Origin of the sequence: Streptomyces phaeofaciens (assembly GCF_014648915.1) — a bacterium.
GTDB lineage: Bacteria > Actinomycetota > Actinomycetes > Streptomycetales > Streptomycetaceae > Streptomyces > Streptomyces phaeofaciens.
In genome coordinates this window covers 59347-84495 of the sequence record NZ_BMSA01000013.1, presented here as the reverse complement: position 1 = coordinate 84495, position 25149 = coordinate 59347, and the positions used below count along the sequence as shown (strand labels likewise).

The following is a 25149-nucleotide window of genomic DNA, read 5'->3' as shown; positions in this document are numbered from 1 at the left end:
AGGAGCGAAATGGAGAGCAGAAACCCGGTCTTCTCGCGACGGGGGTTCAGCCGCGACAACGGCTACGCGGGCTTCAACGCGACGCCGCAGGCCGGGGGACCCGCTGTCGGCACGCAGGCCAACCCGTACGCGCAGAACCCTTACGCCCAGCAGGTGGGCGCGCCGCCGCAGGCCCCGGTCACCCCGGGCGCCATGACCATGGACGACGTCGTCGCGCGCACCGCGACCACGCTCGGCACCGTGGTGGTCACGGCGGTCCTGTCCTGGCTGCTGCTGCCGGTCGACGAGGCCAACCTCGGCAAGTCGTACGGCATCGCCGTCGGCGCCGGCCTGGTCGCGATGGTGCTGGCCCTGGTGCAGTCCTTCAAGCGCAAGCCCGTCCCGGCGCTGATCCTGTCGTACGCCGCCCTGGAGGGCGTCTTCCTCGGCGTGATCTCGTCCGCGGTGTCCACGTACATCGCCGACGGCGTGGTCGCCCAGGCGGTGCTCGGCACCATGGCGGTCTTCGCCGGTGTGCTCGTGGCGTACAAGGCGGGCTGGATCCGCGTCAACCGCCGCTTCTACGGCTTCGTGATGGCCGCCGCGCTCGGCTTCGTCCTGCTGATGGCCGTGAACCTCCTGTTCACCGTCTTCGGCGGCGGTGACGGCCTCGGCTTCCGCAGCGGCGGCCTCGGCATCGTCTTCGGCATCATCGGCATCATCCTCGGTGCCTGCTTCCTCGCCCTGGACTTCAAGCAGGTCGAGGACGGCATCACCTACGGTGCCCCGCGCGAGGAGGCCTGGCTCGCCGCCTTCGGCCTCACGCTGACGCTGGTGTGGATCTACATGGAGTTCCTGCGGCTCCTGTCGATCCTGAACAGCGACTGAGTTCCGGCCGCCGGCAGCGGTTTTCGGCGCGAAAGGGCCCCGGGGTCTCCCCGGGGCCCTTCGTCGTGTGGGCGTGAGCAAGGCGGCCGACGTGCGCGCTAGCGCAGTTTGCGCGCGGCCCTCCTCAGGTCGTACTCGTGGATGAGCGCCTTCGCGTGGCCGTACGCGAGATTGTGCTCGTGGCGGAGCCAGCTGACCTTCTCCTCGAAGCGGAGAGCGGGGCCGTCGCCGATGGTGCGCAGCCAGTCGGACACCTCACGACCGGTGCAATGGGGGATGCGGGCGAGCAGGTTGCGGTGGGTCTCCTCGGAGAGGACATGGGACATCGGCGCCTCCGGTAGCAAAGGGGATATGAGCCGGTCCTTCAGGTCACCGTGCCTGAGTGTTCGCCCGTTGGCAACAGTCCCGGTGCGACGCGTACGCTCACCGCGTGGTTGATACGACGTCGCTGACCCGTGCGGTGGATCACTTCGCCGATCGTTTGAGGGCGGCCCCTCAGAGTCGCCTCCAGCGGGGCGCCGCAGCGGAGGCCCTGGAGCTGGCCAGGCAGTTGGCCCGGTGGGCGCAGTCCATCGAGGAGCCGGCCGCGGAGCCGCGCGAGATGCCCGACGTGGGGATGTTCGCCGCCGCCGACCAAATCACCGTCGCCGTGCACGACTTGGCCCTCGTCCTGGTGGACGAGGGCCAGGTGCGGGAGGCGGTGGAGATGGTGGAGGCGGCACGGAAGAAGGCGGGGGTCTGAGGGCCGCGCGCGGCCCCCGTCCGCTCACAGGCTCGCTATGACCCGGTCCGCCAGGATGTAGACGTTCTCCTCGCCGCAGGCGAAGGTCAGGGTGTACGCGCCCGAGATGCCGGAGCCGCCCAGGAGGAACGGGGTCTCGCCGGCCGTCAGCGCGGCGGAGAGGCGTTCGGCGGTCTCGCGGTGGCCCGGGGTCATGCACAGCGTGGTGCCGTCGGCGAAGACATAGACGTCGAGGGTGCCGAGCGGGCCGGGGCGGACGTCGGTCAGCCGGACCTGGGAGGCGGCCAGCTCCTCCAGCGTGGACACCGTGCGCTCGTGGTCGTTCACCACCGGTGACTGGACCGGGACGAAGTCCGGGTGGGAGGGGTGGCGGCGGCGGGCCGCGGCCAGTTCGGGGGAGTCCCCGGCGAACTCGTCGGCGTCCGAGGACGGCTCGGCCACCGGCTCCAGCGGCTCCATGCCCACGAAGTCCGCCTGGCGGGGCAGGAACAGCTCACTGTCCGGCAGACCCAGCAGCGTGGGGGCGTCGGAGGCGTCACGCGCCTCCTGGGCCGCCCAGAAGGCGCGGGCCTCGGCCAATTCCCGCTCCCGCTCCTCCGCGAGCGCCTCGGCGACGGCCGCGCGTATCTCAGCGGTGTCGGCCGCGGAACGGGCGGCCGGAACGAAGCCCCGTGTCTCGGCGGCGTGGTTCTCGGCGAGCTGGGTGTGCAGGGCGGCGACCTGCCGGCGCAGTTGCAAGAGGGTGCGCAGGACGGCGACGCCCACGGCGCCCGTGGCGGCCGTGGTGACCAGCAAGGCGATCGGCATGGCGCTCACTGACGTACTCCCGGTTCAAAGTCGACCCCCGACTTCCTACATCAGCTTGAAGGGTGGACTATCCCGCTGTCAGTGCGTAACGTCACGAAACGGACAGGTCTTTGGGCCTGGGGTTAGGTGGCCAACGGCGCTGAGCTGCGTAAATCCCTACTCCGAGGGAGATAGGTCACATCCTGGGGGAGATTGGATCACGGAACGGCCCGGAGTTCAGGTGCTTCCCGAACTCCGGGCCGTTCCGTGACGGCGGGTGCCGAAACGGTTACGCAGAGGGCCGGTTCAGCTGAGGCGCTCGATGACCATCGCCATGCCCTGGCCGCCGCCGACGCACATCGTCTCCAGACCGAACTGCTTGTCGTGGAACTGGAGGGAGTTGATGAGCGTGCCGGTGATCCGGGCGCCCGTCATGCCGAAGGGGTGGCCGACGGCGATGGCGCCGCCGTTGACGTTGACCTTGTCGAGGTCGATGCCGAGCTCGCGGTAGGAGGGGATCACCTGCGCGGCGAACGCCTCGTTGATCTCGACCAGGTCGATGTCGCCGACGGTGAGGCCGGCGCGCCGCAGGGCCTGGTTGCTCGCGTCCACCGGGCCGAGGCCCATGATCTCGGGCGACAGGCCCGAGACGCCGGTCGACACGATGCGGGCGAGCGGGGTGAGGCCGAGCTCGCGGGCCTTGGTGTCGGACATGATGACGACCGCGGCGGCGCCGTCGTTCAGCGGGCAGCAGTTGCCGGCGGTCACGACGCCGTCGGGGCGGAAGACCGGCTTCAGGCCCTGGACGCCCTCCAGCGTGACGCCGGCGCGCGGGCCGTCGTCCTTGGAGACGACCGTGCCGTCGGGGAGGGTCACCGGGGTGATCTCGCGCTCCCAGAAGCCGTTCTTGATGGCTTCCTCGGCGAGGTTCTGGGAGCGGACGCCGAACTCGTCCATGTCCTGGCGGGTGATGCCCTTGAGCCGGGCGAGGTTCTCCGCGGTCTGCCCCATCGAGATGTAGGCGTCGGGGATCAGGCCGTCCTCGCGCGGGTCGTGCCAGGTGGAGCCGACGGACGCGGCCGTGGCGGCGGTGCGGGCCTCGGCCTCCGCGAAGAGCGGGTTGTGGGTGCCCGGGAGCTCGTCGGAGCTGCCCTTGGCGTACCGGGAGACCATCTCGACACCGGCCGAGATGAAGACGTCGCCCTCGCCGGCCTTGATGGCGTGCAGGGCCATGCGGCTCGTCTGGAGGGACGAGGAACAGTAGCGGGTGACCGTGCAGCCGGGCAGGTGGTCCATGCCCATCTGTACGGCGACGATTCGGCCGAGGTTGTAGCCCTGCTCGCCGCCGGGGAGGCCGCAGCCGAGCATCAGGTCGTCGATGTCCCTCGGGTCCAGCTCGGGGACCTTCGCCAGGGCGGCCTGGATGATCGTGGCGGTGAGGTCGTCCGGGCGGAGGTCCTTCAGCGAGCCCTTGACGGCACGGCCGATCGGGGAGCGGGCGGTCGAGACGATGACGGCTTCGGGCATCACGGCTCCAGTGGCTTGCGGGTGTTCTTCCGGGCAGGGCTGTCCAGGAAGTTACCCGTACGTATGGCCAGGGTCACGGTGGTTGCCGTGTGACCCTGGCCGCACTTTCTAAGCGCTTGCTTTCCTGGATGGCCGGCTGACCGGCTGACCGGATGACCTTGTTCGGCGCCCCCGTCCCTACACGCCGGTCGGGCTGGTGGGTGACGGTGACGTCGGTTCGGCCTCGGGGACCCGCCGCCTCCGCCGCCGCTTGAGCAGGGCCCACGGCCCCCGCGGACCGGTCGGCATCGCCGCCGTGACCTCGGTGCCGGCCTCCGAGGCCGCCTCCGCCGCCGCCCGCGCGACCGGGAGGAAGCCCTCGCGGCGGGTGGCGTCCGGGCGCTCCTCCTCCGCCGGCCACAGGCCGAGCGCCGCGCAGAGGGTCGGCAGGACCGCCATGGCCGCCGTCGCATAGCCCTCGGCCGAGGGGTGGTAGTGGTCGGGGCCGAACAGTTCCCGCGGATTGGCCTCGAACTCGGGGCCGAGCAGGTCGCCGAGGGAGACCGTGCGGCCGCCCTGTTCGACCACGCCGATCGTCTGGGCCGCCGCCAGCTGGCGGGAGGCCCGGCGGGCCAGCCAGCGCAGGGGCTGCGGCACCGGCTCGATCGTGCCCAGGTCGGGACAGGTGCCGACCACGACCTCGGCGCCGGCCGTGCGCAGCCGTCGTACCGCCGCCGACAGATGGCGTACCGAACGGGTGGGCGGCATGCGGTGGGTGACGTCGTTCGCGCCGATCATGAACACGCAGATGTCGGGCACCAGGTCGGGGTTCGCGAGGACCAGTGCGACCTGCCGGTCGAGATCGTCCGACTGGGCGCCCGGCAGGGCCACGTTCCGCAGCTCCACCGGGCGTTCCGCCACCGCGGCCAGGCCCGACGCCAGCAGGGCGCCCGGGGTCTGGCCGGAGCGGCGCACCCCCTGGCCGGCGGCCGTGGAGTCGCCCAGCAGGGCCAGCCGCAGGGGTTGCGCGCCCGGGGTGCCGGGCGCGTCGTACGCACGGCCGTAGCGGCCCTCCGCGTGCGGGACGCGCGCCTGCTCGCCGTTGCCGTTCACATGGCGCCGGGCCAGCTGCGCCTCCGCCAGCAGCAGACCCACGACCGCCGCGCCGGCCAGACCGATGCCGCCGCCGCCGTAGGCCGCGCCGGCCGCGATGCGCCGGGCCACTCTCGCCCTCGACATGCTCGTCATGCCTCGACGCCACCTCCTCGTGTCCGTACAACCACTCCTTGCCCCGTACGGACCGTCGGCCAATCTCAACCGCGAGTGAACGTCCGCGCGGCGCCGTACCCTGGCGTCACCACTACGACCACAGTTTTTGCAAGCAACCGGAGACAACGGTGCAATTCCACGACTCGATGATCAGCCTCGTCGGCAACACCCCGCTGGTGAAGCTCAACACCGTGACCGAGGGCATCCAGGCGACCGTCCTGGCCAAGGTGGAGTACTTCAACCCGGGCGGATCCGTGAAGGACCGCATCGCCCTGCGCATGATCGAGGCCGCCGAACAGAGCGGGGAGCTCAAGCCGGGCGGCACGATCGTCGAGCCGACCAGTGGCAACACCGGTGTGGGCCTCGCCATCGTGGCGCAGCAGAAGGGGTACAAGTGCATCTTCGTGTGCCCCGACAAGGTCAGCACGGACAAGATCAACGTCCTGCGCGCGTACGGCGCCGAGGTCGTGGTCTGCCCGACCGCCGTGGACCCGGAGCACCCGGACTCCTATTACAACGTCTCCGACCGGCTGGTCCGTGAGACGCCGGGCGCCTGGAAGCCCGACCAGTACTCCAACCCGAACAACCCGCTCTCCCACTACCACTCGACCGGCCCCGAGCTCTGGGAGCAGACGGAGGGGAAGATCACCCACTTCGTGGCGGGCGTCGGCACCGGCGGCACCATCTCCGGCACCGGGCGCTACCTCAAGGACGCCAGCGACGGCGGCGTGCAGGTCATCGGCGCCGACCCCGAGGGGTCCGTCTACTCCGGCGGCTCCGGGCGGCCGTACCTGGTCGAGGGCGTCGGTGAGGACTTCTGGCCCACCGCCTACGACCGGACCGTCGCCGACGAGATCGTGCCGGTGTCCGACAAGGACTCCTTCCAGATGACCCGGCGGCTGGCGAAGGAGGAGGGGCTGCTGGTCGGCGGTTCCTGCGGGATGGCCGTGGTGGCCGCGCTGCGGGTCGCCGAGCGGCTCGGCCCGGACGACGTCGTCGTCGTCCTGCTGCCGGACAGCGGGCGCGGGTACCTCTCCAAGATCTTCAACGACGAGTGGATGGCCGACTACGGCTTCCTGGAGGACCAGGGTCCGAGCGCCCGCGTCGCCGACGTCCTCGACGACAAGGAGCACGGCGCCATGCCGTCCCTCGTCCACATGCACCCGGACGAGACGGTCGGCCAGGCCATCGAGGTGCTGCGCGAGTACGGCGTCTCGCAGATGCCGATCGTGAAGCCGGGCGCCGGCCACCCCGACGTGATGGCCGCCGAGGTCGTCGGCTCGGTCGTGGAGCGGGAGCTGCTGGACGCGCTGTTCACCCAGCGGGCCTCCCTCACCGACCCGCTGGAGAAGCACATGTCGGCCCCGCTGCCGCAGGTCGGCTCCGGTGAGCCGGTCGGCGACCTGATGCAGGTGCTCGGCGACGCGGACGCGGCGATCGTGCTGGTCGAGGGCAAGCCCACCGGGGTCGTCAGCCGCCAGGACCTGCTGGCCTTCCTGGCCAAGGGCGGGAAGTAACCTCCGGGCAGCGGGGGCCGTAACCTCCGGGAAACCTCCGGTGAACGGCCCCTTCGGGCGCTGAACTTCCGTTTACCCACCGAAGTGGTGGACTTCGCGGAAGTGGTACGAGCGTGTCACGTCCGCGCAGCACTCGCTTAACACGCGTCCGGCAGATTAGTGGGTGTCGGCAGGGCGGGAGCGGCTCCCCGCCCCGGCCGGCAACCGAACGGCGTCACGGACCTCCGGAGCGGCTCCCGGACCTCCACAGACGCCACGGACGCGATGGTCGGCCTGACCCGGCCCGCGTCCCTCGCGGGGACCGCCGTCGTCCCGCCCCCCGGCAACGGGGGTGCGGCGGTCCCCGCGCATAGCTTTTCTCCCACCCTTGCAGGGTCTGGTGATCGGCCCCCCGGGGCTCACCCCTCCCAGTCGCCGTCCTTCGCCGGGCGCCGCCGGATGCCGAAGAGGCCCGGGTTGGTGCGGACGGCCTGCACGGCGTTGACGCCGACGATGCCGATCCACGACACGATCAGTCCGGGCAGGTGGCCCGTGCCCGCGCCGATCGCCGACAGCGGGATCGCCAGCACCAGCGAGACGATGCCGAAGCCGAAGCGCTCGCCCCAGGAGTCCGTGGCCCTCGGCGAGCGGGAGTCCCGGGCCGCCACCATCTGCTGCTCGGCGAACTGCCGGCGCACCCGTCGTTCCACCGCTCCGTCGATGCGCTGGTCGACCTTCTCCAGGAAGGAGTCCACCAGCGCGGACTCGTACTCCTCACCCAGTTCCCTGCGGGCCTGCAGGGTGGCGTCGAGTTCCTTCTTCAGGTCGGCGTCCCGCGCGTCCATGGTGGTCTCCCATCCCGTCATGGGATCCACGGTAGGGAGCCGGTGCGCCCGCCGCACTGGGGATAGCCCCCCTGTCGCAGGGGAGGGGGGCCACCCGTGCCCGGCGGGTCATTTCGTCAGGCCGTGCTGCTTCGCGTAGGCGTCGGCCACGTCCTCGGGGTCCTTCTTGTCCTTGTCCACCTGGCGGTTCAGTTCGGTGAGCTGCTCGGTGGTCAGGACGTTGCCGAGGCGGGCGAGCGCCTTGCGGACGGTGGAGTCGGCCTTGCGGTCGGCGATGAGCGGGACGATGTGCTGGCCGGGGATGAGGTTCTCCGGGTCGGTGAGGACCACCCAGTCGTTGGCCAGGATGTCGGTGTCCGTGGTGAACATGTTGGCCACGTCCACGTCACCCTTCTTCAGGGCGCCCTTGACCAGCGGCCCGGAGGAGTCGAGGGACTTGAACTCCTTGAACTCCACGCCGTACACGTCCTTGATGCCGACCGCGCCGACCCGCCGGGTCTTCACCTCGGGCGCGGCGCCGATGACGAGACGGCCGTTCTGCTTCTTCAGGTCGGCGAGGGAGGTCAGCCCGTACTTGCGGGCGGTCTCCCGGGTGACCACGAAGGCGTCGGCGTCCTCGGCCCCGCCGTACGGCAGGACCTGGAGGCCGGCGGGCAGGGCGATGGCGAGGTCGTTCTGCATCTCGCCCTCCTCCGTCGCCGTGGCCTTGGGGTCCAGGTAGGTGAGGAGCGCGCCCTGGTACTCGGGCAGCAGGTCGATGTCGCCGCCGCGGAGGGCGGGGATGACGATCTCGCGGGTGCCGAGGTTCGGGCGGACCTTCGTCTTCACACCGGCCGCCTCCAGGACGGCCGCGTAGAGGTAGCCGAGCACCTGGTTCTCGGTGAAGTTGGCGGTGCCGATGGTGATGCCGCTCTTGCTGGAGCCGGAGCCGCCGCCGGCGGCGGAGCCCTCGCCGTCGAGCGAGGTGATGCCGCCGGCGCAGGCCGAGAGCGCGGGGACGGAGGCGGCAGCGAACAGGCCGCCAAGGACGGTACGACGGTTCATCTCGGGGTTCCCTACGCGGTGCGGTGGCGGAAGAGGAAGCGCTGGAGGGCGGCGAGCGCGAGGTCGAGGGTGACGGCGACCAGGGCGACCAGGGCCGCGCCGCCGAGCACCTGCACGAGGTCGCGCTGGGCCAGACCGTCGAACACGTAGCGGCCGAGTCCGCCGAAGGAGACGTACGCGGCGATCGTGGCCGTGGCGACCACCTGGATGAGCGCGAGCCGCAGGCCGGTCATGATCAGCGGGAGGGCGAGCGGCAGCTCCACCTGGAGGAGGACCTGCCCGCCGCGCATGCCCTGGCCGCGTGCCGCGTCCCTGACGTCCGGATCGACGGCGGTCATGCCCGCGTAGGTGTTGGTGACGATCGCCGGGACGGCGAGGGCGACCAGGGCGACGTACACCGGCCACATGGACAGGCCGCTGGCCAGGAAGACCAGCACGACCAGTCCGACGGTGGGCAGCGCGCGGCCGAAGGACGCCAGGTTGATGGCGACGAACGCGCCCTTGCCGGTGTGGCCGATCAGCAGGCCGAGGGGGAGGCCGATGGCAGCCGCGACGAGGGTGGCGAGGAGCGAGTACTCCAGGTGTTCGGCCAGGCGGTGGGCGATGCCGTCGGTGCCGGACCACTGGGAGCCGCTGGTCAGCCAGGTGCCGAGGTTCTTGAAGAGTTCGTACATCTCAGGCTCGCCTCCTGAGCCACGGGGTCAGCGCGTACTGGACGGCGACCAGCAGGGCGTCGGCGACCACGGCGAGCAGGATCGTGAGGACCACGCCCGCGATGACCGGGGTCGGGAAGTTGCGCTGGAAGCCGTCGGTGAAGAGCTGGCCGAGGCCGCCGTCGCCGATGTAGGTGGCGACGGAGACCAGGGAGATCGACATGACGGTGGCGATCCGGACGCCCGCCATGATCACGGGGAGGGCGAGCGGGAACTCGACGGTGAGCAGGGTGCGCAGCGGGCGGGAGCCCATCGCCTTCGCCGCCTCCTTGGTCTTCACGGGGACCGAGTCGAGGCCCTCGACCGTGTTCCGCAGCAGCACCACCAGGGTGTAGACGGTCAGGCCGATGACGGTCGTGGTGCGGGTCAGTCCGCTGACCGGGAGCAGGAGCACGAAGATCGCGATCGACGGGATCGTGAAGAGGACGTTGGACAGGCCGAGCAGGAAGCCGCGCAGGGGGCGGATCCGGTGCGCGACCACCGCGAGGGGCAGCGAGATCAGCAGCCCGAGGAAGACGGCGCCGAGGGCGGCCTGGAGGTGGGAGACGGTCAGCGTGGTGAGGTCGTCGGTGTGGTCGCCGATCCACGACCAGTCGATGGTCATGCGGCCACGCCCACTTCGGCGTGCGCCCGGCTCGCGTGCTCGTGGATGTCGTCCCGGGAGGAGACGCCGGTGAGCCGGCCGTCCGCGTCGACGCGGACGACCAGACCGGTGGGGGAGGCGACGGACTCGTTGAGCGCGGACAGCAGGGAGTCGGTGTCCTTCAGGGCGCGTACGGGGAGTCGGACGTCCTCGGTGGCCCAGTGCAGGGGCCTGCGGGCCTCGTCGAGGACGAGGGTCCAGGTGCCGCCCTGCGGGGCCGGGCCCTGCGGGACGGCCGCGAGGGTCTTCAGCGAGAGCAGCTTCAGACCGCGCTCGGCGCCGAGGAAGTCGGCCACGAAGTCGTCGGCGGGGCGGGCGAGGATTTCGGCGGGCGGGGCGCACTGCACGAGGTGGCCGCCGGTGCGGAAGATCGCGATCCGGTCGCCCAGCCTGACCGCCTCGTCGATGTCGTGGGTGACGAAGACGATGGTCTTGTTCAGCTCCTTCTGGAGCCGCAGCAGCTCGTCCTGGAGCTGGGTGCGGACCACGGGGTCGACCGCGCCGAACGGCTCGTCCATGAGCAGGACCGGCGGGTCGGCGGCGAGTGCGCGGGCGACGCCGACGCGCTGCTGCTGGCCGCCGGAGAGCTGGTGCGGGTAGCGCCGGCCGGCGTCCGCCGCGAGGCCGACCGTCTCCAGCAGTTCGGCCGCGCGGGCCCGGGCCTTCCTGCGGCCCCAGCCGAGCAGCAGCGGCACGGTCGCGATGTTGTCGAGCACCGTACGGTGCGGGAAGAGGCCCGCCTGCTGGATGACGTACCCGATGGAGCGGCGCAGGTCGGCGGCGTCCTGCCGCTGGACGTCCTTGCCGCCGACCAGGATGGTCCCCGAGGACGGTTCGACCATCCGGTTGACCATGCGCAGGGTGGTCGTCTTGCCGCAGCCGGAGGAGCCGACGAGGACGGTGACACCGCCCTCCGGTATCTCCAGGGAGAGGTCGTGGACCGCCGTGGTGCCGTTCGGGAAACGCTTGTGGACCGCATCGAACTGGATCATGAGATGTCCCTTGCCCGGCTGTATAACCTCATGCAGAGTTCTTCCTAGGTGAATGGGTTGTCAACGCCTCGGTGTTAATCCGAGGTAACGGATGACCGTTGGGCAAGATCGCGTGTCCGAGTTGATGGGAGTTTGAGGCTTATGTCGTCTCAGGTCGTGGACACCCCCGGTTCCCTCCACACCGGGCTGGTCGTCCTCGACGGCGTCGGCCTCGGGATCGCGGACGTCGTACGCCTCGCCGACGGGACCGCACGGCCGGTCCCCGGCACCGACGCCCTGCTGCGCGCGGAGGAGTCCTGGACCGCCGCCCGGCAGATCGCGGCCACCGGACGCGTCTACGGCCGGTCCACCGGCGTCGGCGCCAACCGGACCGAGGACGTGCCCACCGAGGCCGCCTCCGACCACGGGCTCCGGCTGCTGCGCAGCCACGCCGGCGCCATCGGCGCCGAACTGCCCGCCCGCCAGGTCCGCGCGATGCTCGCGGTCCGCGCCAACCAGCTCCTCGCCGGCGGCGCAGGACTGCGGCCGAGCGTCGTCACGGCGCTGTGCGAGGCACTGGAGAGCGGAGCGCATCCGGTCGTCAACGAGTTCGGCTCGGTCGGCACCGGAGACCTGGCCGCACTGGCCCAGGTGGGCCTCGCCCTGGTCGGGGAGCACCCCTGGCAGGGCCCCGGCGCCCCCGCGCCCCAGCCCCTCGACAACAACGACGCCCTCGCCCTGATCAGCAGCAACGCCCTCACCCTCGGCCAGTCCGCGCTCGCCCTGCACGAGCTGCGCGGCCTCATCGAGGCCACCCAGGTCGTCGCCGCGCTCTCCCTGCTCGCCGTGGACGGCTCGCACGAGGCGTACGCCGCCCCCGTGCACGCCGCCCGCCCGCACCGCGGCTCCACCGAGGTCGCCCGCCGGATGCGGGAACTGACCGGCGCCGAGGACCGGCCCACCCCGCCGCTGGGCCGCATCCAGGACCCGTACGGCTTCCGCTGCCTGCCCCAGATCCACGGCCCCGCGCACGACGCCGCCGACGCCCTGGAGAACGTGCTCGCCGTCGAGATCAACGCGGCCGCCGAGAACCCCCTCATCACCCCCGAGGACATGGCCGCCTACCACCACGGCGGCTTCTACCAGGCCCAGCTCGCCCTCGCCCTGGACCACTTCCGGCTCGCCGTCATGCAGGTCGCCCGGCTCTCCACCGCCCGGCTGTCCACCCTGAACGAGCCCGCCTACACCCGGCTGCGCCCCTTCCTCGCCGACACCGAACCCGCCTCCTCCGGCGTGATGATCCTGGAGTACGCCGCCGCGGCCGCCCTCGGAGACCTGCGGGCCTTCTCGGCACCCGCGTCGCTCGGGCACGCTGTACTCTCCCGGGGCGTCGAGGAACAGGCCAGCTTCGCCTCGCTCGCCGCCCGGCAGACACTGCGGGTGTGCGACGCGTACCGTCTCGTCGTCGGCTGCGAACTCGTCGCCGCCGTACGGGCGCTGCGCCAGCGCGAGCTGCGGCCCGAGCCGGGAATCCCGGCCGGGCGGGCGCTGGAGCTGGCCGAGGCGGTGCTCGACGCCGACCAGGCCGACCGGCCGCTCACGGGCGACGTGAGCGCGGCGGCCGGACTGCTGGACCGGTTCACGGACATCTGGAGGGGGAGCGGGGCATGAGCGCGGAGAGCGACATCGGCGTGGCGGAAACTCCTGCGGGACGGTTGCAGGCGCTCTTCGAGGGACACCGCCTCACCCCGACCCAACGGCGCATCGCGCACAGCATGGTGCGGCGCGCCGCCGACGTGCCGTTCCTGTCCAGCGTGGAGCTGGCCGAACTGGCAGGCGTCAGCCAGCCCTCCGTGACCCGCTTCGCGGTCGCCCTCGGCTTCGACGGCTACCCCGCCCTGCGCAAGCATCTGCGCGAGGTCGCGCCCGCCGAACAGAGCCCCGGCTCCGGGTCGTTCAACGAGTACCAGCAGGCCGTCGAGGCGGAGATCGAGAACCTCCGGCACCTCGCCGACCTGCTCGCCGACCCGCGCCCGGTGCGCAGGGCCGGCCGGCTGCTCGCCGCCTCCCGCCCGCTGCCCGTGCTCGGCCTGCGGGCCGCCGCCTCCCAGGCGTACGGGTTCGCCTACTTCGCCGCCAAGGTCCATCCGGACGTACGGCTGCTCCACGAGGGCGGCACGATGATCCACGACCGGATCGACGCCGCCGTCCGCGCGGGCGCCACCGCGCTGCTCGCCTTCGCGCTGCCCCGCCACCCCCGCGAGGTCGTCGACACACTGGGGTACGCGAAGGAGGCCGGCCTGAGCGTCGTCACCGTCGCGGACTCCGCCTTCGCACCGGTCGCCAAGGTCTCCGACCTGCTGCTGCCGGCCGCCGTCGGCACCGGCCTCGCCTTCGACACCGCGTGCGCGCCGATGCTGCTCGGCCGGGTGCTGCTGGAGGCGATGTGCGACGACCTGCCGGACGCGCAGGCCCGCCTGGAGCAGTTCGACGCGCGGGCGGCGGCACGGGGTCTGTTCGTGGAGTAGCCCTGGAGCGGCCCCGTTCTCAGATTCGTCTCACGTTCGCTCGCTAGCGTGCCCGGCCGACGGGACCGAAGTCTGCGAGGAGGCGCGAGCGTGGCACGCGGAGGACAGGGGCTGGCGCGGGTGGCCGTCGTCGTACGGGCCGGGGCCGCCCCGCTGTGGTGGGCCGGGGTGTTCGCGGCCGGGGTCGGGGTGCTGCCGCCCGGGATCACCGGCCGCCGGATCGGGGTCATGGCCGGGGCGGCGCTGTTCCTGGTGACCGCCGCCGCGGTCGCGGTGCGCGGCCGCCGGCGCTTCACGGAGCTGGCGCGCGGCGCCGCCCGGGCCGGCAAGCACGATGTGCTCCAGGACCGGGCGGTCACCGTCCGCGCCTGGCGTCGGGGCCACCGCTGGCTGCTGCTGCTCGCCCTCGCGGCCGCGCTGGGCAGCTCCTTCGCCGTGCCCGCGGCCGGCGGCATGCTGCTCGCCGGCTGGGGCACCGGCCTGCGGCTGAAGGCCGCGTGGCTCGGCCGGCGCGAACGGGCCGGGGACGCGCTGCTGTGGGTGCGCGTCGACTGGCTGGGCCGGTCCGGCGGACGCCCGGCCGGGAAGGCCGTCAAGGCGTACCGCGCCACCGGCATCGCGGCGGGCGACGCGGCCCCGGGCGGGGCGCGTCACCGCACCGGCGCGTACCTGTGAGCGGCTTCTAGACCTCCAGTTCCTCCTCGATCTTGCGCAACTGGTGGCGGGCCATCGCCAGGTTGGACCGCTTGGCGTCCAGCACCAGGTACAGGAAGAGCCCGTTGCCGCCGCGGCCGCTGATCAGGCGGATCAGGTGGTACTGGTCGGAGAGCGTGATCAGGATGTCCTCGATCTGCGCCTTCAGCCCGAGGTGTTCCATGGTGCGCATCTTGGCGCGCACCACGTCGGTGTTGCCGGCGGCGGCGACGTTCAGGTCGAAGCTCTTGGAGCCGCCCAGGGTGCCCAGCGCCATGCCGCTGGTGTAGTCGACGAGTGCGGCCGCCGAGGCGCCCTCGATGGAGGCGAGCGCCTCTTTCAGTGCGGTTTCGGTGTTGGTCATGACTGTGCTCCTCGGTTCCTTCTCAACTTTCCGTGGTGGTGCGCGCGTTGGCGGTGCCGGGACCGCGCGCCGATCTGGTCCGTACGATCAGGGGCTTGGCGGGGGGCTGTGGGCGTGGCGGGGTGAGCGCGGGCCTGGCGGCCCGCACGCTCGCCTCGTGCGCGTCGACGAGTTCCCCGATGCGGACACCGGCCCGGCGCCCCTCCAGGTGCAGCCGGCCGACGTTGACCCGGTCCTGCGCGAGCAGCGTCAGCACGGCGCCGTGGCCGGCCGCGTACGTGGCGATGTAGCCGTAGACGCCCCGCACCAGCAGCTCGCGGAAGTCGCCCTGGCCGGTGGTGTCCGCCATCCGCACCGCGACACCGAGGGCGGCGGCGGTCAGCGCGGCCACCCCCTCCGGCTCCACGCCGGGTGTGTCGTGGGCGAGGACGAGACCGTCCACACCGGCCGCGAGCGCCCCGGTCAGGTGGGGCACCCGGGCCCGCAGCCGGCGCAGCTCGTCGAGGATCTCGGGCTCGGCCGCCATCAGCTCGTTCCTCCCGTCGCGCGGGCGCTGCCGCTCAAAGGGCCTCCAGCGCATCCCTGAGCCTCTTCAGCAACGTGATGTCGGGGTCGTTGACGCGGGGCATCGGGATGCCCCGCGGGGGGTCGGGGGCCGCCGGCGCCACCGGCGGGGGCGGCGGCAGCAGCGCGGACAGCAGGCCCGCGGCGGCCAGCCGGCGGACGTCCACAAGAGTGTGGAACGCCTGTCTGCCCAGCTCCCGCGCGATGTCCGAGGCCGTGCGCACACCGTTCACCAGGGCCAGTACCGCGTTCTGCCGGGCGGTGGCGGCCGGTGCGGCGACCGCCTCGCTCCGCAGCAGCGGCGCGCCGTCGGCCAGCGGGTCGGGCCACAGCCGCTCCAGCAGCTCACGGCGGCGCAGCGTCTCGCGCTCCAGCGCGTCCACCGGGACCGGCCGCAGGGCACCGAGCCAGTGTCCGGCGCCGTAGACGAAGCGGCCCGGGGCGCTGCTGGGGGCGAGCGCGAAGTACGCGGCGTCGTACAGCGCCCCCAGATGGCACAGCTCCAGCGCGCCGCGCGGGATCCGTCCCGCGTCGAGCAGCAGCCGGGCGGCGCCGTACTCCTGATCGGCCCGCTCCACCGCCTCCCGCCAGACGGTGGGGTCGAGCGTGCCGTGGGTCAGGAGGAGGACGTCGAGCCCCGGCGCGTACGGGCTCTCGGCGTGCACCACCCGGCCCTCGGCGAGGTAGAGCGAGCCGCGTTCGCGTTCCAGGACGCCGGTGGCCCGCTCGGCGGCGAGCCGGGTCAGCATCGGCGACAGTCCGGTGCCCGCCCGGTGCCGGGCCGTCGACTTCTCGCGCACCGGCAGCCGGGGCGGCGGGGTCGTCCCTCGCGGTGTCGTCCCCACGAGCGTCATCCCAGCACCAGCCGTCCGGCCATCTCGCCCAGCCGGATCCGGGCCAGCGCGAGATTGCCGTCCGACCGGCCCAGCCACACATGCAGGAACACACTGCTGTCGAAGGACGTCGGGACGAACCGCAGCAGGTGGTAGCTGTCCCGGTTGCTGATGATGAGGTCCTCCACCGGCGGGTCCGCCCGATCGTCTTCTCCGTGGTCGGGCGTGAACGCCCGCTGCTCGGCCGTGAGCCGCGCGACCTCGGCGGCCTCGGCGGCCGCGACCTCGTGGTCACCGCCCGGGAACTCCCCGACCGAGCCCAGGGCCAGCCCGCTGGTCCAGTCGACCAGCGCGGCTCCCCGGGCTCCGGGCAGCCGCATGGCCTCCAGTAGGCACTCGTCGATTCCGGGCACCGTGGCTCCCCTCCCGCCTGCGGTTCGGCTGAGTGATGAGGAGGCTACGCAACGTGTGCGCGACGGGTGAGTCTTCTGGCAATTTCCGGCGGAACATGCGCCCGGCGGACTAGGGTGGGTCAACTGACGTCCTTTTCGGGCGCGTTCGCCACTCCTGCCCCTGTTCAACACCCTGCCCACCGGCGCACGTCAAGGGCGCGCGAGGCCTTGGGGGGTGGGGCGCGCTGAGTCGCGCGCCCCTGTGACGCTCCGGTCGCGCCCCGTGCCACGCCTCCTGTCGCACCGCTGCCGGGCCCCTGCTGGGGCCCCGCCGGGGCCGCCGCCGCGTGCCCGCCGCACTCCTCGGCGCCCCTCGGCCGGCGCCCCGGCTTTCTCCGGGTCGCCACCCCGGGTGTATTGACTAGTCCTATTCATCGAGTCAGGATGTGAATAACGACAGCAACAAACCGCCGGGATCACCCATCCGCAAGGAGGCCGACCATGTCAGGACCCCGCCCCGTACGAGCGCCGCGCGGTACGGAACTGAGCGCCCTGGGATGGCAGCAGGAAGCCGCCCTGCGGATGCTCCAGAACAACCTCGACCCCGAGGTCGCCGAGCACCCCGACAAGCTCGTCGTCTACGGCGGCACCGGCAAGGCCGCCCGTGACTGGCGCTCCTTCGACGCGATGGTCCGCACCCTGCGGACGCTGAAGCAGGACGAGACCATGCTGGTCCAGTCCGGCCGCCCGGTCGGCGTCATGCAGACCCACGAGTGGGCCCCGCGCGTCCTCATCGCCAACTCCAACCTCGTCGGCGACTGGGCCAACTGGGAGGAGTTCCGCCGGCTGGAGCAGCTGGGCCTGACCATGTACGGCCAGATGACCGCCGGCTCCTGGATCTACATCGGCACCCAGGGCATCCTCCAGGGCACCTACGAGACCTTCGCCGCCGTCGCCGCGAAGAAGTTCAACGGCACCCTCGCGGGCACCATCACCCTCACCGCGGGCCTCGGCGGCATGGGCGGCGCCCAGCCGCTCGCCGTCACGATGAACGACGGCGTCGCGATCTGCATCGACGTCGACCCGCGCGCCATCGAGCGCCGTATCGAGCACCGCTACCTGGACGTGAAGGCCGACTCCCTGGAGCACGCCCTCCAGCTCGCCGTCGAGGCGCGCGACCAGCGCAAACCGCTCTCCATCGGCCTCCTGGGCAACGCCGCCGAGCTGCTGCCCCGCATGCTCGCCGAGAGCGCCCCCATCGACATCGTGACCGACCAGACCTCGGCCCACGACCCGCTGGCCTACCTCCCCGTCGGCATCGACTTCGACGACATGGCCGACGCGGCCGCCAAGGACCCGGCCGGCTTCACCACCCGGGCCCGCGAGTCGATGGCCCGGCACGTCGAGGCGATGGTCGGCTTCATGGACGCCGGCGCCGAGGTCTTCGACTACGGCAACTCCATCCGCGGCGAGGCCCAGCTCGCCGGGTACGACCGGGCGTTCGCCTTCCCCGGCTTCGTCCCCGCCTACATCCGGCCCCTCTTCTGCGAGGGCAAGGGCCCCTTCCGCTGGGCGGCCCTGTCCGGCGAGGCCTCCGACATCCACAAGACGGACAAGGCGATCCTCGACCTCTTCCCCGAGAACGAGTCGCTGCACCGCTGGATCAAGATGGCCGGTGAGCGCGTCCACTTCCAGGGCCTGCCCGCGCGCATCTGCTGGCTCGGCTACGGCGAGCGGGACAAGGCCGGCGAGCGGTTCAACGACATGGTGGCGAGCGGGGAGCTGGCCGCGCCGCTGGCCATCGGCCGCGACCACCTCGACTGCGGTTCCGTCGCCTCCCCGTACCGCGAGACCGAGGCCATGCTCGACGGCTCCGACGCCATCGCCGACTGGCCGCTGCTGAACGCCATGGTGAACGTGGCCTCCGGCGCCTCCTGGGTCTCCCTGCACCACGGCGGCGGCGTCGGCATGGGCCGCTCCATCCACGCGGGCCAGGTGTCCGTGGCGGACGGCACGAAGCTCGCCGGCGAGAAGATCCGGCGCGTGCTCACCAACGACCCCGGCATGGGCGTCATCCGGCACGTGGACGCCGGGTACGACATCGCGGAGTCGGTCGCCGACGAGCGGGGTGTGCGGGTGCCGATGCGCGAGGGTGACGACGCGTGATCCAGAGCGAAGGCGGGCGAGGCGGGCCCGGTCCGGCGGGGGCCGAGCGCCCGTCGCCGCACCCGCGGCCGGCCGCGACCGCCCACCCCTCGCCCCGGCTCCGCCCGGCCGGGGGGCCCGCCGCCCCGGGGAACGACCGCCCGCAGCCCGTACCGGCGTCGGCCGCCGACCCGGTACGGCCCGCCGCGGGCCACGCCCCGCCGTCCGCGGGGCGCCCCGCCTCCTTCCAGGAGATGTGGCGCGACCTGCGCCCCCTCGGCCGCAACGCCGACTCCGGCGGCTACCGGCGTTACGCCTGGACCGGTGCCGACACCGACTGCCGGGCCTGGTTCGAGGAGCAGGCCGCGGCCCGCGGGCTCGCCTACGAGGTCGACCGCAACGGCAACCAGTGGGCGTGGCTCGGCGACCCCACGGCCGGGGACGCCGTCGTCACCGGGTCGCATCTGGACTCCGTGCCCGACGGCGGCGCGTTCGACGGGCCCCTCGGGGTCGTGTCGTCGTTCGCGGCGCTCGACGTCCTGCGGGCCCGCGGGGCGACCTTCGCCAAGCCGCTCGCGCTCGTCAACTTCGGCGACGAGGAGGGCGCCCGCTTCGGGCTGGCCTGCGTCGGCTCCCGGCTCACCGCGGGACAGCTCACCGCCGAGCAGGCGCACCGGCTGACCGACGGCGACGGGATCACCCTCCCCAGGGCCATGGAGGCCGCCGGACACGACCCCGACGCGATCGGGGCGGACCCGGAGCGGCTGTCCCGGATCGGCGCCTTCGTCGAGCTGCACGTCGAACAGGGCCGCGCCCTGGACCTGTCCGGCGACCGCGTCGGCATCGCCAGCGCCATCTGGCCGCACGGCCGCTGGCGCTTCGACTTCCGCGGCGAGGCCAACCACGCGGGCACCACCCGGCTCGTCGACCGCCGCGACCCCATGCTGTCGTACGCCGAGACGGTGCTCGCCGCCCGCCGCGAGGCCGAACTCGCCGGTGCCGTCGCCACCTTCGGCAAGATCTCCGTCGAGCCGAACGGCGTCAACGCCATCCCCTCCCTGGTGCGCGGCTGGCTGGACTCCCGAGCCGAGGACCAGGCCGCCCTCGACACCGTCGTCGGCGGCATCGAGCGGGCGGCCCGCGCCTACGCCACCGCCCACGGCATCGACCTCGACGTGGTCCGTGAGTCCTTCACACCGGTCGTCGAGTTCGACCACGCCCTGCGGGACGAACTCGCCCGGATCCTGGGCAAGGACACCGACCTCACGGTCCCCGTCCTCGGCACCGGCGCCGGACACGACGCCGGAATCCTCTCCGGGCACATCCCGACCGCCATGCTGTTCGTGCGCAACCCCACTGGCGTCTCGCACTCCCCGGCCGAGTTCGCCGCCGAGGACGACTGCGTGGCCGGAGTGCACGCCCTCGCCGACGTACTGGAAGGACTGGCCTGCACGTGACGCCCACGCAGCGGACGCGGACCTACTGGCTGGAGCACGCCTGGCTCGACACCCACGTCGAGCCGGGTGTCGCCCTGGAGGTGACGGACGGGACCCTCACGGCCGTCCGCACGGACGTCGGCACCCCGCCCCCGGGCGCCGAGATCCTGCGCGGGCTGACCCTGCCCGGGCTGGCCAACGCCCACTCCCACGCCTTCCACCGCGCCCTGCGCGGCACCGTCCAGGTCGGCTCCGGCACCTTCTGGACCTGGCGCGAGATCATGTACTCCTTCGCCGACCGGCTGACCCCCGACACCTACCACGCCCTGGCACGCGCGGTGTACGCCGAGATGGCGCTGGCCGGCATCACGGCCGTCGGCGAGTTCCACTATGTGCACCACGCCCCCGGCGGCACCCCCTACGCCGACCCCAACGCGATGGGCGAGGCCCTGATCGAGGCCGCCGCCGAAGCCGGTGTGCGCATCACCCTCCTCGACACCGCCTACCTCTCCTCCGGCTTCGGACAGCCCCCGAACGTCCACCAGCTCCGCTTCTCCGACGGCAGCGCGGACGCCTGGGCCGAACGCTGTTCACTTCTCAAGGAACGGGATCACGCGAGGATCGGGGCGGCGATCCACTCCGTACGGGCCGTGCCCGCCGACCAGCTGGCGACCGTCGCGCGGTGGGCGGCCGAGCGCGGGGCACCGCTGCACGTGCACCTGTCCGAGCAGACCGCCGAGAACGACGCCTGCCGCGAGACCCACGGGTGCACGCCGACCCGGCTCCTGGCCGACCACGGCGTCCTGGGGCCGCGCACCACCGGCGTCCACAACACCCACCTCACCGACGAGGACATCGCGCTGCTCGGCGGCTCCGGCACCGGCACCTGCATGTGCCCGACGACGGAACGCGACCTCGCGGACGGCATCGGCCCGGCCGTCGCCCTCCAGGCGGCGGGCTCCCCGCTCTCCCTCGGCTCCGACAGCCACGCCGTCATCGACCTGCTCGAAGAGGCCCGCGCGATGGAGCTGAACGAGCGCCTGCGCACCCGCACCCGGGGCCACTGGACGGCCGCCGCCCTGCTGCGCGCCGCCTCCGCCGACGGTCACGCGGCCCTGGGCCGCCCCGAGGCGGGCACCCTGGAGACCGGTGCCCCCGCCGACTTCACGACGATCGCCCTCGACACCGTCAGGACCGCGGGCCCGCTGCCCAGGCTCGGCGCCGAGACCGCCGTATTCGCGGCGACCGGGGCGGACGTACGGCACACGGTCGTCGCGGGCCGGCACGTCGTACGCGACGGGGTCCACACGCTCGTACCCGATGTGCCGCAGGCCCTGGCGCGGGCCGTGGCCGATCTGCGCTCCTGACCACCTCGCCCGCCCCCGCCCACGCCCCCCACGAGGACACGATGAGCAGCACGACCGTCATCACCAACATCGCCACGCTGGTCACCAACGACCCCTCCTCCGGTGACGGCTCCCCCCTCGGGCTGGTCCGGGACGCGGCCGTCGTCATCGTCGGCGACCGCATCGCGTGGACCGGTGAATCCAGCAAAGCACCCGCCACTGACAACCGGGTCGACGCCCGCGGCCGCACGGTCCTCCCGGGCTTCGTCGACTCCCACTCGCACCTCGTCTTCGCGGGCGACCGCACGGAGGAGTTCAACGCCCGTATGTCCGGCCGCGGCTACACCGCGGGCGGCATCCGCACCACGGTCGCCGCCACCCGCGCCGCGACCGACGAGGAACTCGAGGCGAACCTCACCCGTCACCTCGCCGAGGCCCTCCGTCAGGGCACCACCACCTTCGAGACGAAGTCCGGGTACGGCCTCACGGTCGCCGACGAGGCCCGCGCCCTGCGCCTGGCCGCCGCCCACACCGACGAGGTCACCTACCTCGGCGCCCACATCGTGTCCCCCGACTTCGCCGACGACCCGGCCGGCTATGTCGCCCTGGTCACCGGCGAGATGCTCGACGCCTGCGCGCCCCACGCCCGCTGGATCGACGTCTTCTGCGAGAAGGGCGCCTTCGACGGCGACCAGGCCCGGGCGATCCTCACGGCCGGCCGGGCGAAGGGCCTGCACCCCCGCATCCACGCCAACCAGCTCTCCTACGGCCCCGGCGTCCAGCTGGCGGTCGAACTCGACGCGGCCAGCGCCGACCACTGCACCCACCTCACGGACGCCGACGTCGACGCCCTGGCGAACGGCGACACGGTCGCCACGCTCCTGCCCGGCGCCGAGTTCTCCACCCGCGCCGCGTGGCCGGACGCCCGCCGGCTCCTGGACGCGGGCGTCACCGTCGCCCTGTCCACGGACTGCAACCCCGGCTCCTCCTTCACCTCCTCGGTCCCCTTCTGCATCGCCCTCGCGGTGCGGGACATGGGGATGACCCCCGACGAGGCGGTGTGGTCGTCGACGGCCGGCGGCGCGGCGGCCCTGCGCCGCACCGACATCGGCCGCCTGACCCCGGGCGCCCGGGCAGACCTGACCCTCCTGGACGCCCCGAGCCATGTCCACCTGGCCTACCGCCCGGGCGTGCCCCTGGTCTCCGAGGTGTGGCGACGCGGCGTACGGGTGGTCCGGCAGGGGCCCGTCGCCGGTTGACCTGCGGTCCGGCAGGGGCCCGCCGCCGGGTGCGGCGGCAGTGGATCGACGCGCGTCACACCGCTCCCGCCCGCCACAGCTGAGCCGTGCCGCCGTCCAGTGGTTCCAGGGTCACCCCGCCGTCGGCCTGCGCCGTCACCCCCGTCGCGATGGCGATCGCCGGGCGGATGGTGCCGTCGGGGTCGACGGTGAACGTCAGGTTCTCCCCGTGGCGTCCCTCCACCGACGAGCACTGCCAGACACCCACACCGTTGTCGACGGAGCCCCGGCTGTCGAGGCAGAAGTCGGGGTCGGCGTACGACTGGAGCACGCCGCGTTCCGCGTCCACCCGCCACCGCTGGCTCGACGACGCCGAACACGGCACCGTCATCACGTCCGTGCCGTTGTCGAAGTCCCCCGCCACCTCCAGACAGCCGCCCGTGGCCACGTTCACGACCTGGGCGTACGTCGCGCCGGGCGCCCGGGTCGGGGACGGGGTCGGCGTCGGCTTCGGCGTCGGCGTAGGTTTCGGGGGCGCGCTCGTGCGGGACGGGGAGGAACTCGGTCCGCGGGACGGGGAGGCGGAGGGGCTCGCCGAGACCGTCGCCGTCGTGGTGATCGTCACCGGGGGAGCCGTCGACGGGGCCGCCACGACCGCCCCCGCCGGGTCCCCCGGGTCGCCCGAGGCCGACACCACCACGACCAGCAGCACCACGCCCGCGACCCCCGCCGCCCCCAGCACCAGCCGGCGCTGCCGCGGTCTTCGCACGGTCGCCGCCGTACCCGCACCCGTACCCGTGCGCGACCCCGCCGGCTCGGGCTCCTCCCGCACGTACGCCGTCCCGCCCCACGGCAGCAGCCCCTCCGCCAGCGCCGTACGCGGGGTGTCCCGCAGCGCGCACTGCTCCTCGTAGGCCGTCGCGCAGTGCGGGCAGTGCGCCCGGTGGGCCTCCAGGTCGGCGCTGCGCCGTGCTCCCTGCGCGCGCACCGACTCCTCGATCAGCCGGCGGAAGTCCCCGCACCGCGGGTCGTCGGAGGCGGCGAGGCGCAGCCGCAGACAGGCCTGGGCCAGGGAGTGCAGGGCGGTGGGGATGCCGTAGGTGACGTCCTCGGGGGTCAGGCCGAGGAGTACGGCGGTTCGTTCGGGGTGCTCCCGCTCGACGACGCCGTACCAGATCAGGCCCTGTGCGCGAGAGGGGAGGGAGCGGAAGGCGCGCAGGAGGGGAGGGACCGGACCGCCGGGCGTCGGCGCGGTGTTGAGCACGAGGAGCAGGCCCGAGTCGAGGCCGCCGGCCCGGTCGTCCGTGGCCCAGTCGGCCGCCGCCCGGCCGACCTGGAGAAGGAGTTGGTGCCGCCAGGCGCCGCCGGGCTCGCTGCCGCGTGCCGTGCTTCTGGCCGCGAGGGTGAACGCCTCCGCCGCGAGCCGGCGGGCCGCCGGCTCGCCGGTCGCGCAGAGGCGGGCGTAGGCCAGGACGGAGGGTTCGTGCCGCTGACGCAGCACGCGCAACGCCGGGTACGCGGTCGCGGGGGCGCCCCGCAGCGACTCGGTCAGCCGGCCGTCGGAGCCGCCGGAATCGCCGGTGTCGCCGACGGGCCCGCCGTGCCCGCTCCGCCCGTCGTAGCCGTCATCGGCACCGACCACGTGTCCGCCCTCCTCGCCGTCGCTGACCTACTGGTCAGTCTGGGGTGGAGGTGACCATAGTGGCTGAGGGGTGGCGTGGGGAGGTTTCCGGGGGTAACCAGGAGCCGGGCAGTCGGCAAGCGGCAGTCGACAAGCGGCAGTCGGCAAGCGGCAAGCGGCGACCGGGTGAACGGGCGCCGGTCGGCCGGAAAACCTCCCCGCGCCTCATTCCTCGACGGTCAGGCCCTTCCGCAGCTGTCCCAGGGTTCGTGAGAGCAGGCGGGAGACGTGCATCTGGGAGATGCCGAGTTCCTCGCCGATCTCCGACTGGGTCAGGCCCACGACGAAGCGGAGGGAGAGGATCTGGCGGTCGCGGGGCGGGAGTTCCGCGATCATCGGCTTCAACGACTCGATGTACTCGATGCCTTCGAGCCCGTGGTCCTCGTAGCCGATGCGGTCGGCGAGGGCGCCCTCCGCGTCGTCCTCCTCCGGCTGGGCGTCCAGGGAGGAGGCGGTGTAGGCGTTCGACGCCGCCATGCCCTCCACGACCTCGTCGTTGCTGAGGCCGAGCCGTTCCGCCAGTTCCGCGACCGTGGGGGCGCGGTCCAGCTTCTGGGACAGCTCGTCGCCCGCCTTGGCCAGGTCGATCCGCAGTTCCTGGAGCCGGCGCGGGACGCGCACCGACCACGACGTGTCGCGGAAGAAACGTTTGATCTCGCCGATGATCGTCGGCATCGCGAAGGTGGGGAACTCGACGCCGCGGGACAGCTCGAACCGGTCGATCGCCTTGATCAGGCCGATCGTGCCGACCTGGACGATGTCCTCCATCGGCTCGCTGCGCGAGCGGAAGCGGGCGGCGGCGAACTTGACGAGCGCGAGGTTCAGCTCGACGAGCGTGTTGCGGACGTAGGAGTACGCGTGCGTGCCTTCTTCGAGGGACTCCAGCCGCTCGAAGAGGGTCTTGGAGAGGGCCCGCGCGTCCACGGCGCCGATCTCGTCGTACGGAGGGATCTCGGGGAGCTCCGCGATGGGATCCAGCTGTTCCGGTGGGGGTGTCGACAGCGCCGTCCGGGTATGCGATGCGTCGAGCCGGGGTGACATGATGTC

At 72.8% G+C, this 25149-nt stretch carries 25 protein-coding genes; 10 read left to right on the top strand and 15 right to left on the bottom strand.

What is annotated here, in order from left to right:
• Positions 1 to 9 precede the first annotated feature (9 nt).
• On the top strand, positions 10 to 867 hold the full coding sequence (locus IE275_RS22130) for a Bax inhibitor-1/YccA family protein (protein ID WP_189713086.1): 858 nt from the start codon (positions 10 to 12) through the stop codon (positions 865 to 867).
• 98 nt (positions 868 to 965) lie between these two features.
• Here the strand turns inward: IE275_RS22130 and IE275_RS22125 are convergent, their stop codons facing one another.
• On the bottom strand, positions 966 to 1193 hold the full coding sequence (locus IE275_RS22125) for a DUF4287 domain-containing protein (protein ID WP_189713085.1): 228 nt from the start codon (positions 1191 to 1193) through the stop codon (positions 966 to 968).
• Positions 1194 to 1297: 104 nt separating this feature from the next.
• On the opposite strand from IE275_RS22125, the gene IE275_RS22120 reads away from it, so the two are divergent.
• Positions 1298 to 1609 (top strand): hypothetical protein, encoded by a 312-nt coding sequence (locus IE275_RS22120; protein WP_189713084.1) that lies wholly within the window; start codon positions 1298 to 1300, stop codon positions 1607 to 1609.
• A 24-nt stretch (positions 1610 to 1633) separates the two neighbouring features.
• Here the strand turns inward: IE275_RS22120 and IE275_RS22115 are convergent, their stop codons facing one another.
• The 3 genes from IE275_RS22115 to IE275_RS22105 form a co-directional block, all read right to left on the bottom strand.
• Complete coding sequence (locus tag IE275_RS22115; protein ID WP_189713083.1) at positions 1634 to 2425, bottom strand: hypothetical protein; 792 nt, start codon at positions 2423 to 2425, stop codon at positions 1634 to 1636.
• Between the two features lie 276 nt (positions 2426 to 2701).
• A complete protein-coding gene (locus IE275_RS22110; RefSeq protein ID WP_189713082.1) occupies positions 2702 to 3922 on the bottom strand; it encodes an acetyl-CoA C-acetyltransferase in 1221 nt (406 codons plus the stop codon).
• Between the two features lie 177 nt (positions 3923 to 4099).
• Positions 4100 to 5149: an SGNH/GDSL hydrolase family protein gene (locus IE275_RS22105; RefSeq protein WP_189713081.1), complete on the bottom strand. Its 1050-nt coding sequence runs from the start codon at positions 5147 to 5149 to the stop codon at positions 4100 to 4102.
• A 149-nt stretch (positions 5150 to 5298) separates the two neighbouring features.
• Here IE275_RS22105 and IE275_RS22100 point away from each other — a divergent pair, with 149 nt between their 5' ends.
• Complete coding sequence (locus IE275_RS22100) at positions 5299 to 6687, top strand: cystathionine beta-synthase (RefSeq protein ID WP_189713080.1); 1389 nt, start codon at positions 5299 to 5301, stop codon at positions 6685 to 6687.
• Between the two features lie 398 nt (positions 6688 to 7085).
• Here IE275_RS22100 and IE275_RS22095 read toward each other — a convergent pair whose 3' ends face one another.
• From IE275_RS22095 to IE275_RS22075, 5 genes are all read right to left on the bottom strand, one after another.
• Positions 7086 to 7511: a hypothetical protein gene (locus IE275_RS22095; RefSeq protein ID WP_189713244.1), complete on the bottom strand. Its 426-nt coding sequence runs from the start codon at positions 7509 to 7511 to the stop codon at positions 7086 to 7088.
• Between the two features lie 108 nt (positions 7512 to 7619).
• A complete protein-coding gene (locus IE275_RS22090; RefSeq protein WP_189713079.1) occupies positions 7620 to 8555 on the bottom strand; it encodes an ABC transporter substrate-binding protein in 936 nt (311 codons plus the stop codon).
• Positions 8556 to 8566: 11 nt separating this feature from the next.
• Entirely contained in the window at positions 8567 to 9229 is a 663-nt protein-coding gene (locus IE275_RS22085) for an ABC transporter permease (RefSeq protein WP_189713078.1), read from the bottom strand.
• Between the two features lies 1 nt (position 9230).
• On the bottom strand, positions 9231 to 9872 hold the full coding sequence (locus IE275_RS22080) for an ABC transporter permease (protein ID WP_189713077.1): 642 nt from the start codon (positions 9870 to 9872) through the stop codon (positions 9231 to 9233).
• Positions 9869 to 10903, bottom strand: a complete 1035-nt coding sequence (locus IE275_RS22075) for an ABC transporter ATP-binding protein (protein WP_189713076.1) — start codon at positions 10901 to 10903, stop codon at positions 9869 to 9871. Before IE275_RS22075 ends, IE275_RS22080 begins: the two co-directional genes overlap by 4 nt.
• A gap of 141 nt (positions 10904 to 11044) precedes the next feature.
• On the opposite strand from IE275_RS22075, the gene IE275_RS22070 reads away from it, so the two are divergent.
• The 3 genes from IE275_RS22070 to IE275_RS22060 all read left to right on the top strand — a co-directional run bounded on the left by IE275_RS22070 (position 11045) and on the right by IE275_RS22060 (position 14085).
• Complete coding sequence (locus tag IE275_RS22070) at positions 11045 to 12553, top strand: aromatic amino acid ammonia-lyase (protein WP_189713075.1); 1509 nt, start codon at positions 11045 to 11047, stop codon at positions 12551 to 12553.
• Positions 12550 to 13410 (top strand): MurR/RpiR family transcriptional regulator, encoded by an 861-nt coding sequence (locus tag IE275_RS22065; protein ID WP_189713074.1) that lies wholly within the window; start codon positions 12550 to 12552, stop codon positions 13408 to 13410. Before IE275_RS22070 ends, IE275_RS22065 begins: the two co-directional genes overlap by 4 nt.
• A gap of 90 nt (positions 13411 to 13500) precedes the next feature.
• Entirely contained in the window at positions 13501 to 14085 is a 585-nt protein-coding gene (locus IE275_RS22060; RefSeq protein ID WP_189713073.1) for a hypothetical protein, read from the top strand.
• A 7-nt stretch (positions 14086 to 14092) separates the two neighbouring features.
• Here IE275_RS22060 and IE275_RS22055 read toward each other — a convergent pair whose 3' ends face one another.
• Genes IE275_RS22055 through IE275_RS22040 form a run of 4 tightly spaced genes read right to left on the bottom strand, consistent with a single transcriptional unit; the run spans position 14093 to position 16277 of the window.
• A complete protein-coding gene (locus tag IE275_RS22055) occupies positions 14093 to 14467 on the bottom strand; it encodes a roadblock/LC7 domain-containing protein (RefSeq protein ID WP_189713072.1) in 375 nt (124 codons plus the stop codon).
• A 22-nt stretch (positions 14468 to 14489) separates the two neighbouring features.
• Positions 14490 to 14993 carry a roadblock/LC7 domain-containing protein gene (locus IE275_RS22050; RefSeq protein ID WP_189713071.1) on the bottom strand — a complete coding sequence of 168 codons (504 nt, stop codon included), beginning with the start codon at positions 14991 to 14993 and terminating at the stop codon, positions 14490 to 14492.
• Positions 14994 to 15027: 34 nt separating this feature from the next.
• The gene (locus tag IE275_RS22045) at positions 15028 to 15885 is read right to left on the bottom strand and encodes a transcriptional regulator (protein ID WP_189713070.1); all 858 of its coding nucleotides are present in this window, start codon (positions 15883 to 15885) and stop codon (positions 15028 to 15030) included.
• Entirely contained in the window at positions 15882 to 16277 is a 396-nt protein-coding gene (locus IE275_RS22040; RefSeq protein WP_189713069.1) for a hypothetical protein, read from the bottom strand. The genes IE275_RS22045 and IE275_RS22040 overlap by 4 nt, the downstream gene beginning before the upstream one ends.
• A 480-nt stretch (positions 16278 to 16757) precedes the next feature.
• Between IE275_RS22040 and hutU the strand changes: the two genes are divergently transcribed.
• Genes hutU through hutI form a run of 4 tightly spaced genes read left to right on the top strand, consistent with a single transcriptional unit; the run spans position 16758 to position 22442 of the window.
• Positions 16758 to 18422, top strand: coding sequence for a urocanate hydratase (gene hutU, locus IE275_RS22035; RefSeq protein WP_189713068.1), 1665 nt, complete (start codon positions 16758 to 16760; stop codon positions 18420 to 18422).
• Complete coding sequence (locus tag IE275_RS22030) at positions 18419 to 19858, top strand: allantoate amidohydrolase (protein ID WP_268255283.1); 1440 nt, start codon at positions 18419 to 18421, stop codon at positions 19856 to 19858. Before hutU ends, IE275_RS22030 begins: the two co-directional genes overlap by 4 nt.
• Positions 19855 to 21204 (top strand): formimidoylglutamate deiminase, encoded by a 1350-nt coding sequence (locus IE275_RS22025; RefSeq protein WP_189713067.1) that lies wholly within the window; start codon positions 19855 to 19857, stop codon positions 21202 to 21204. The genes IE275_RS22030 and IE275_RS22025 overlap by 4 nt, the downstream gene beginning before the upstream one ends.
• 41 nt (positions 21205 to 21245) lie before the next feature.
• Entirely contained in the window at positions 21246 to 22442 is a 1197-nt protein-coding gene (hutI, locus tag IE275_RS22020) for an imidazolonepropionase (protein ID WP_189713066.1), read from the top strand.
• 55 nt (positions 22443 to 22497) lie between these two features.
• On the opposite strand, the gene IE275_RS22015 is transcribed toward hutI, so the two are convergent.
• Positions 22498 to 24063, bottom strand: coding sequence for a ricin-type beta-trefoil lectin domain protein (locus IE275_RS22015; RefSeq protein ID WP_189713065.1), 1566 nt, complete (start codon positions 24061 to 24063; stop codon positions 22498 to 22500).
• Positions 24064 to 24267: 204 nt separating this feature from the next.
• On the bottom strand, positions 24268 to 25143 hold the full coding sequence (locus tag IE275_RS22010; RefSeq protein WP_189713064.1) for an RNA polymerase sigma factor SigF: 876 nt from the start codon (positions 25141 to 25143) through the stop codon (positions 24268 to 24270).
• Positions 25144 to 25149 lie beyond the last annotated feature (6 nt).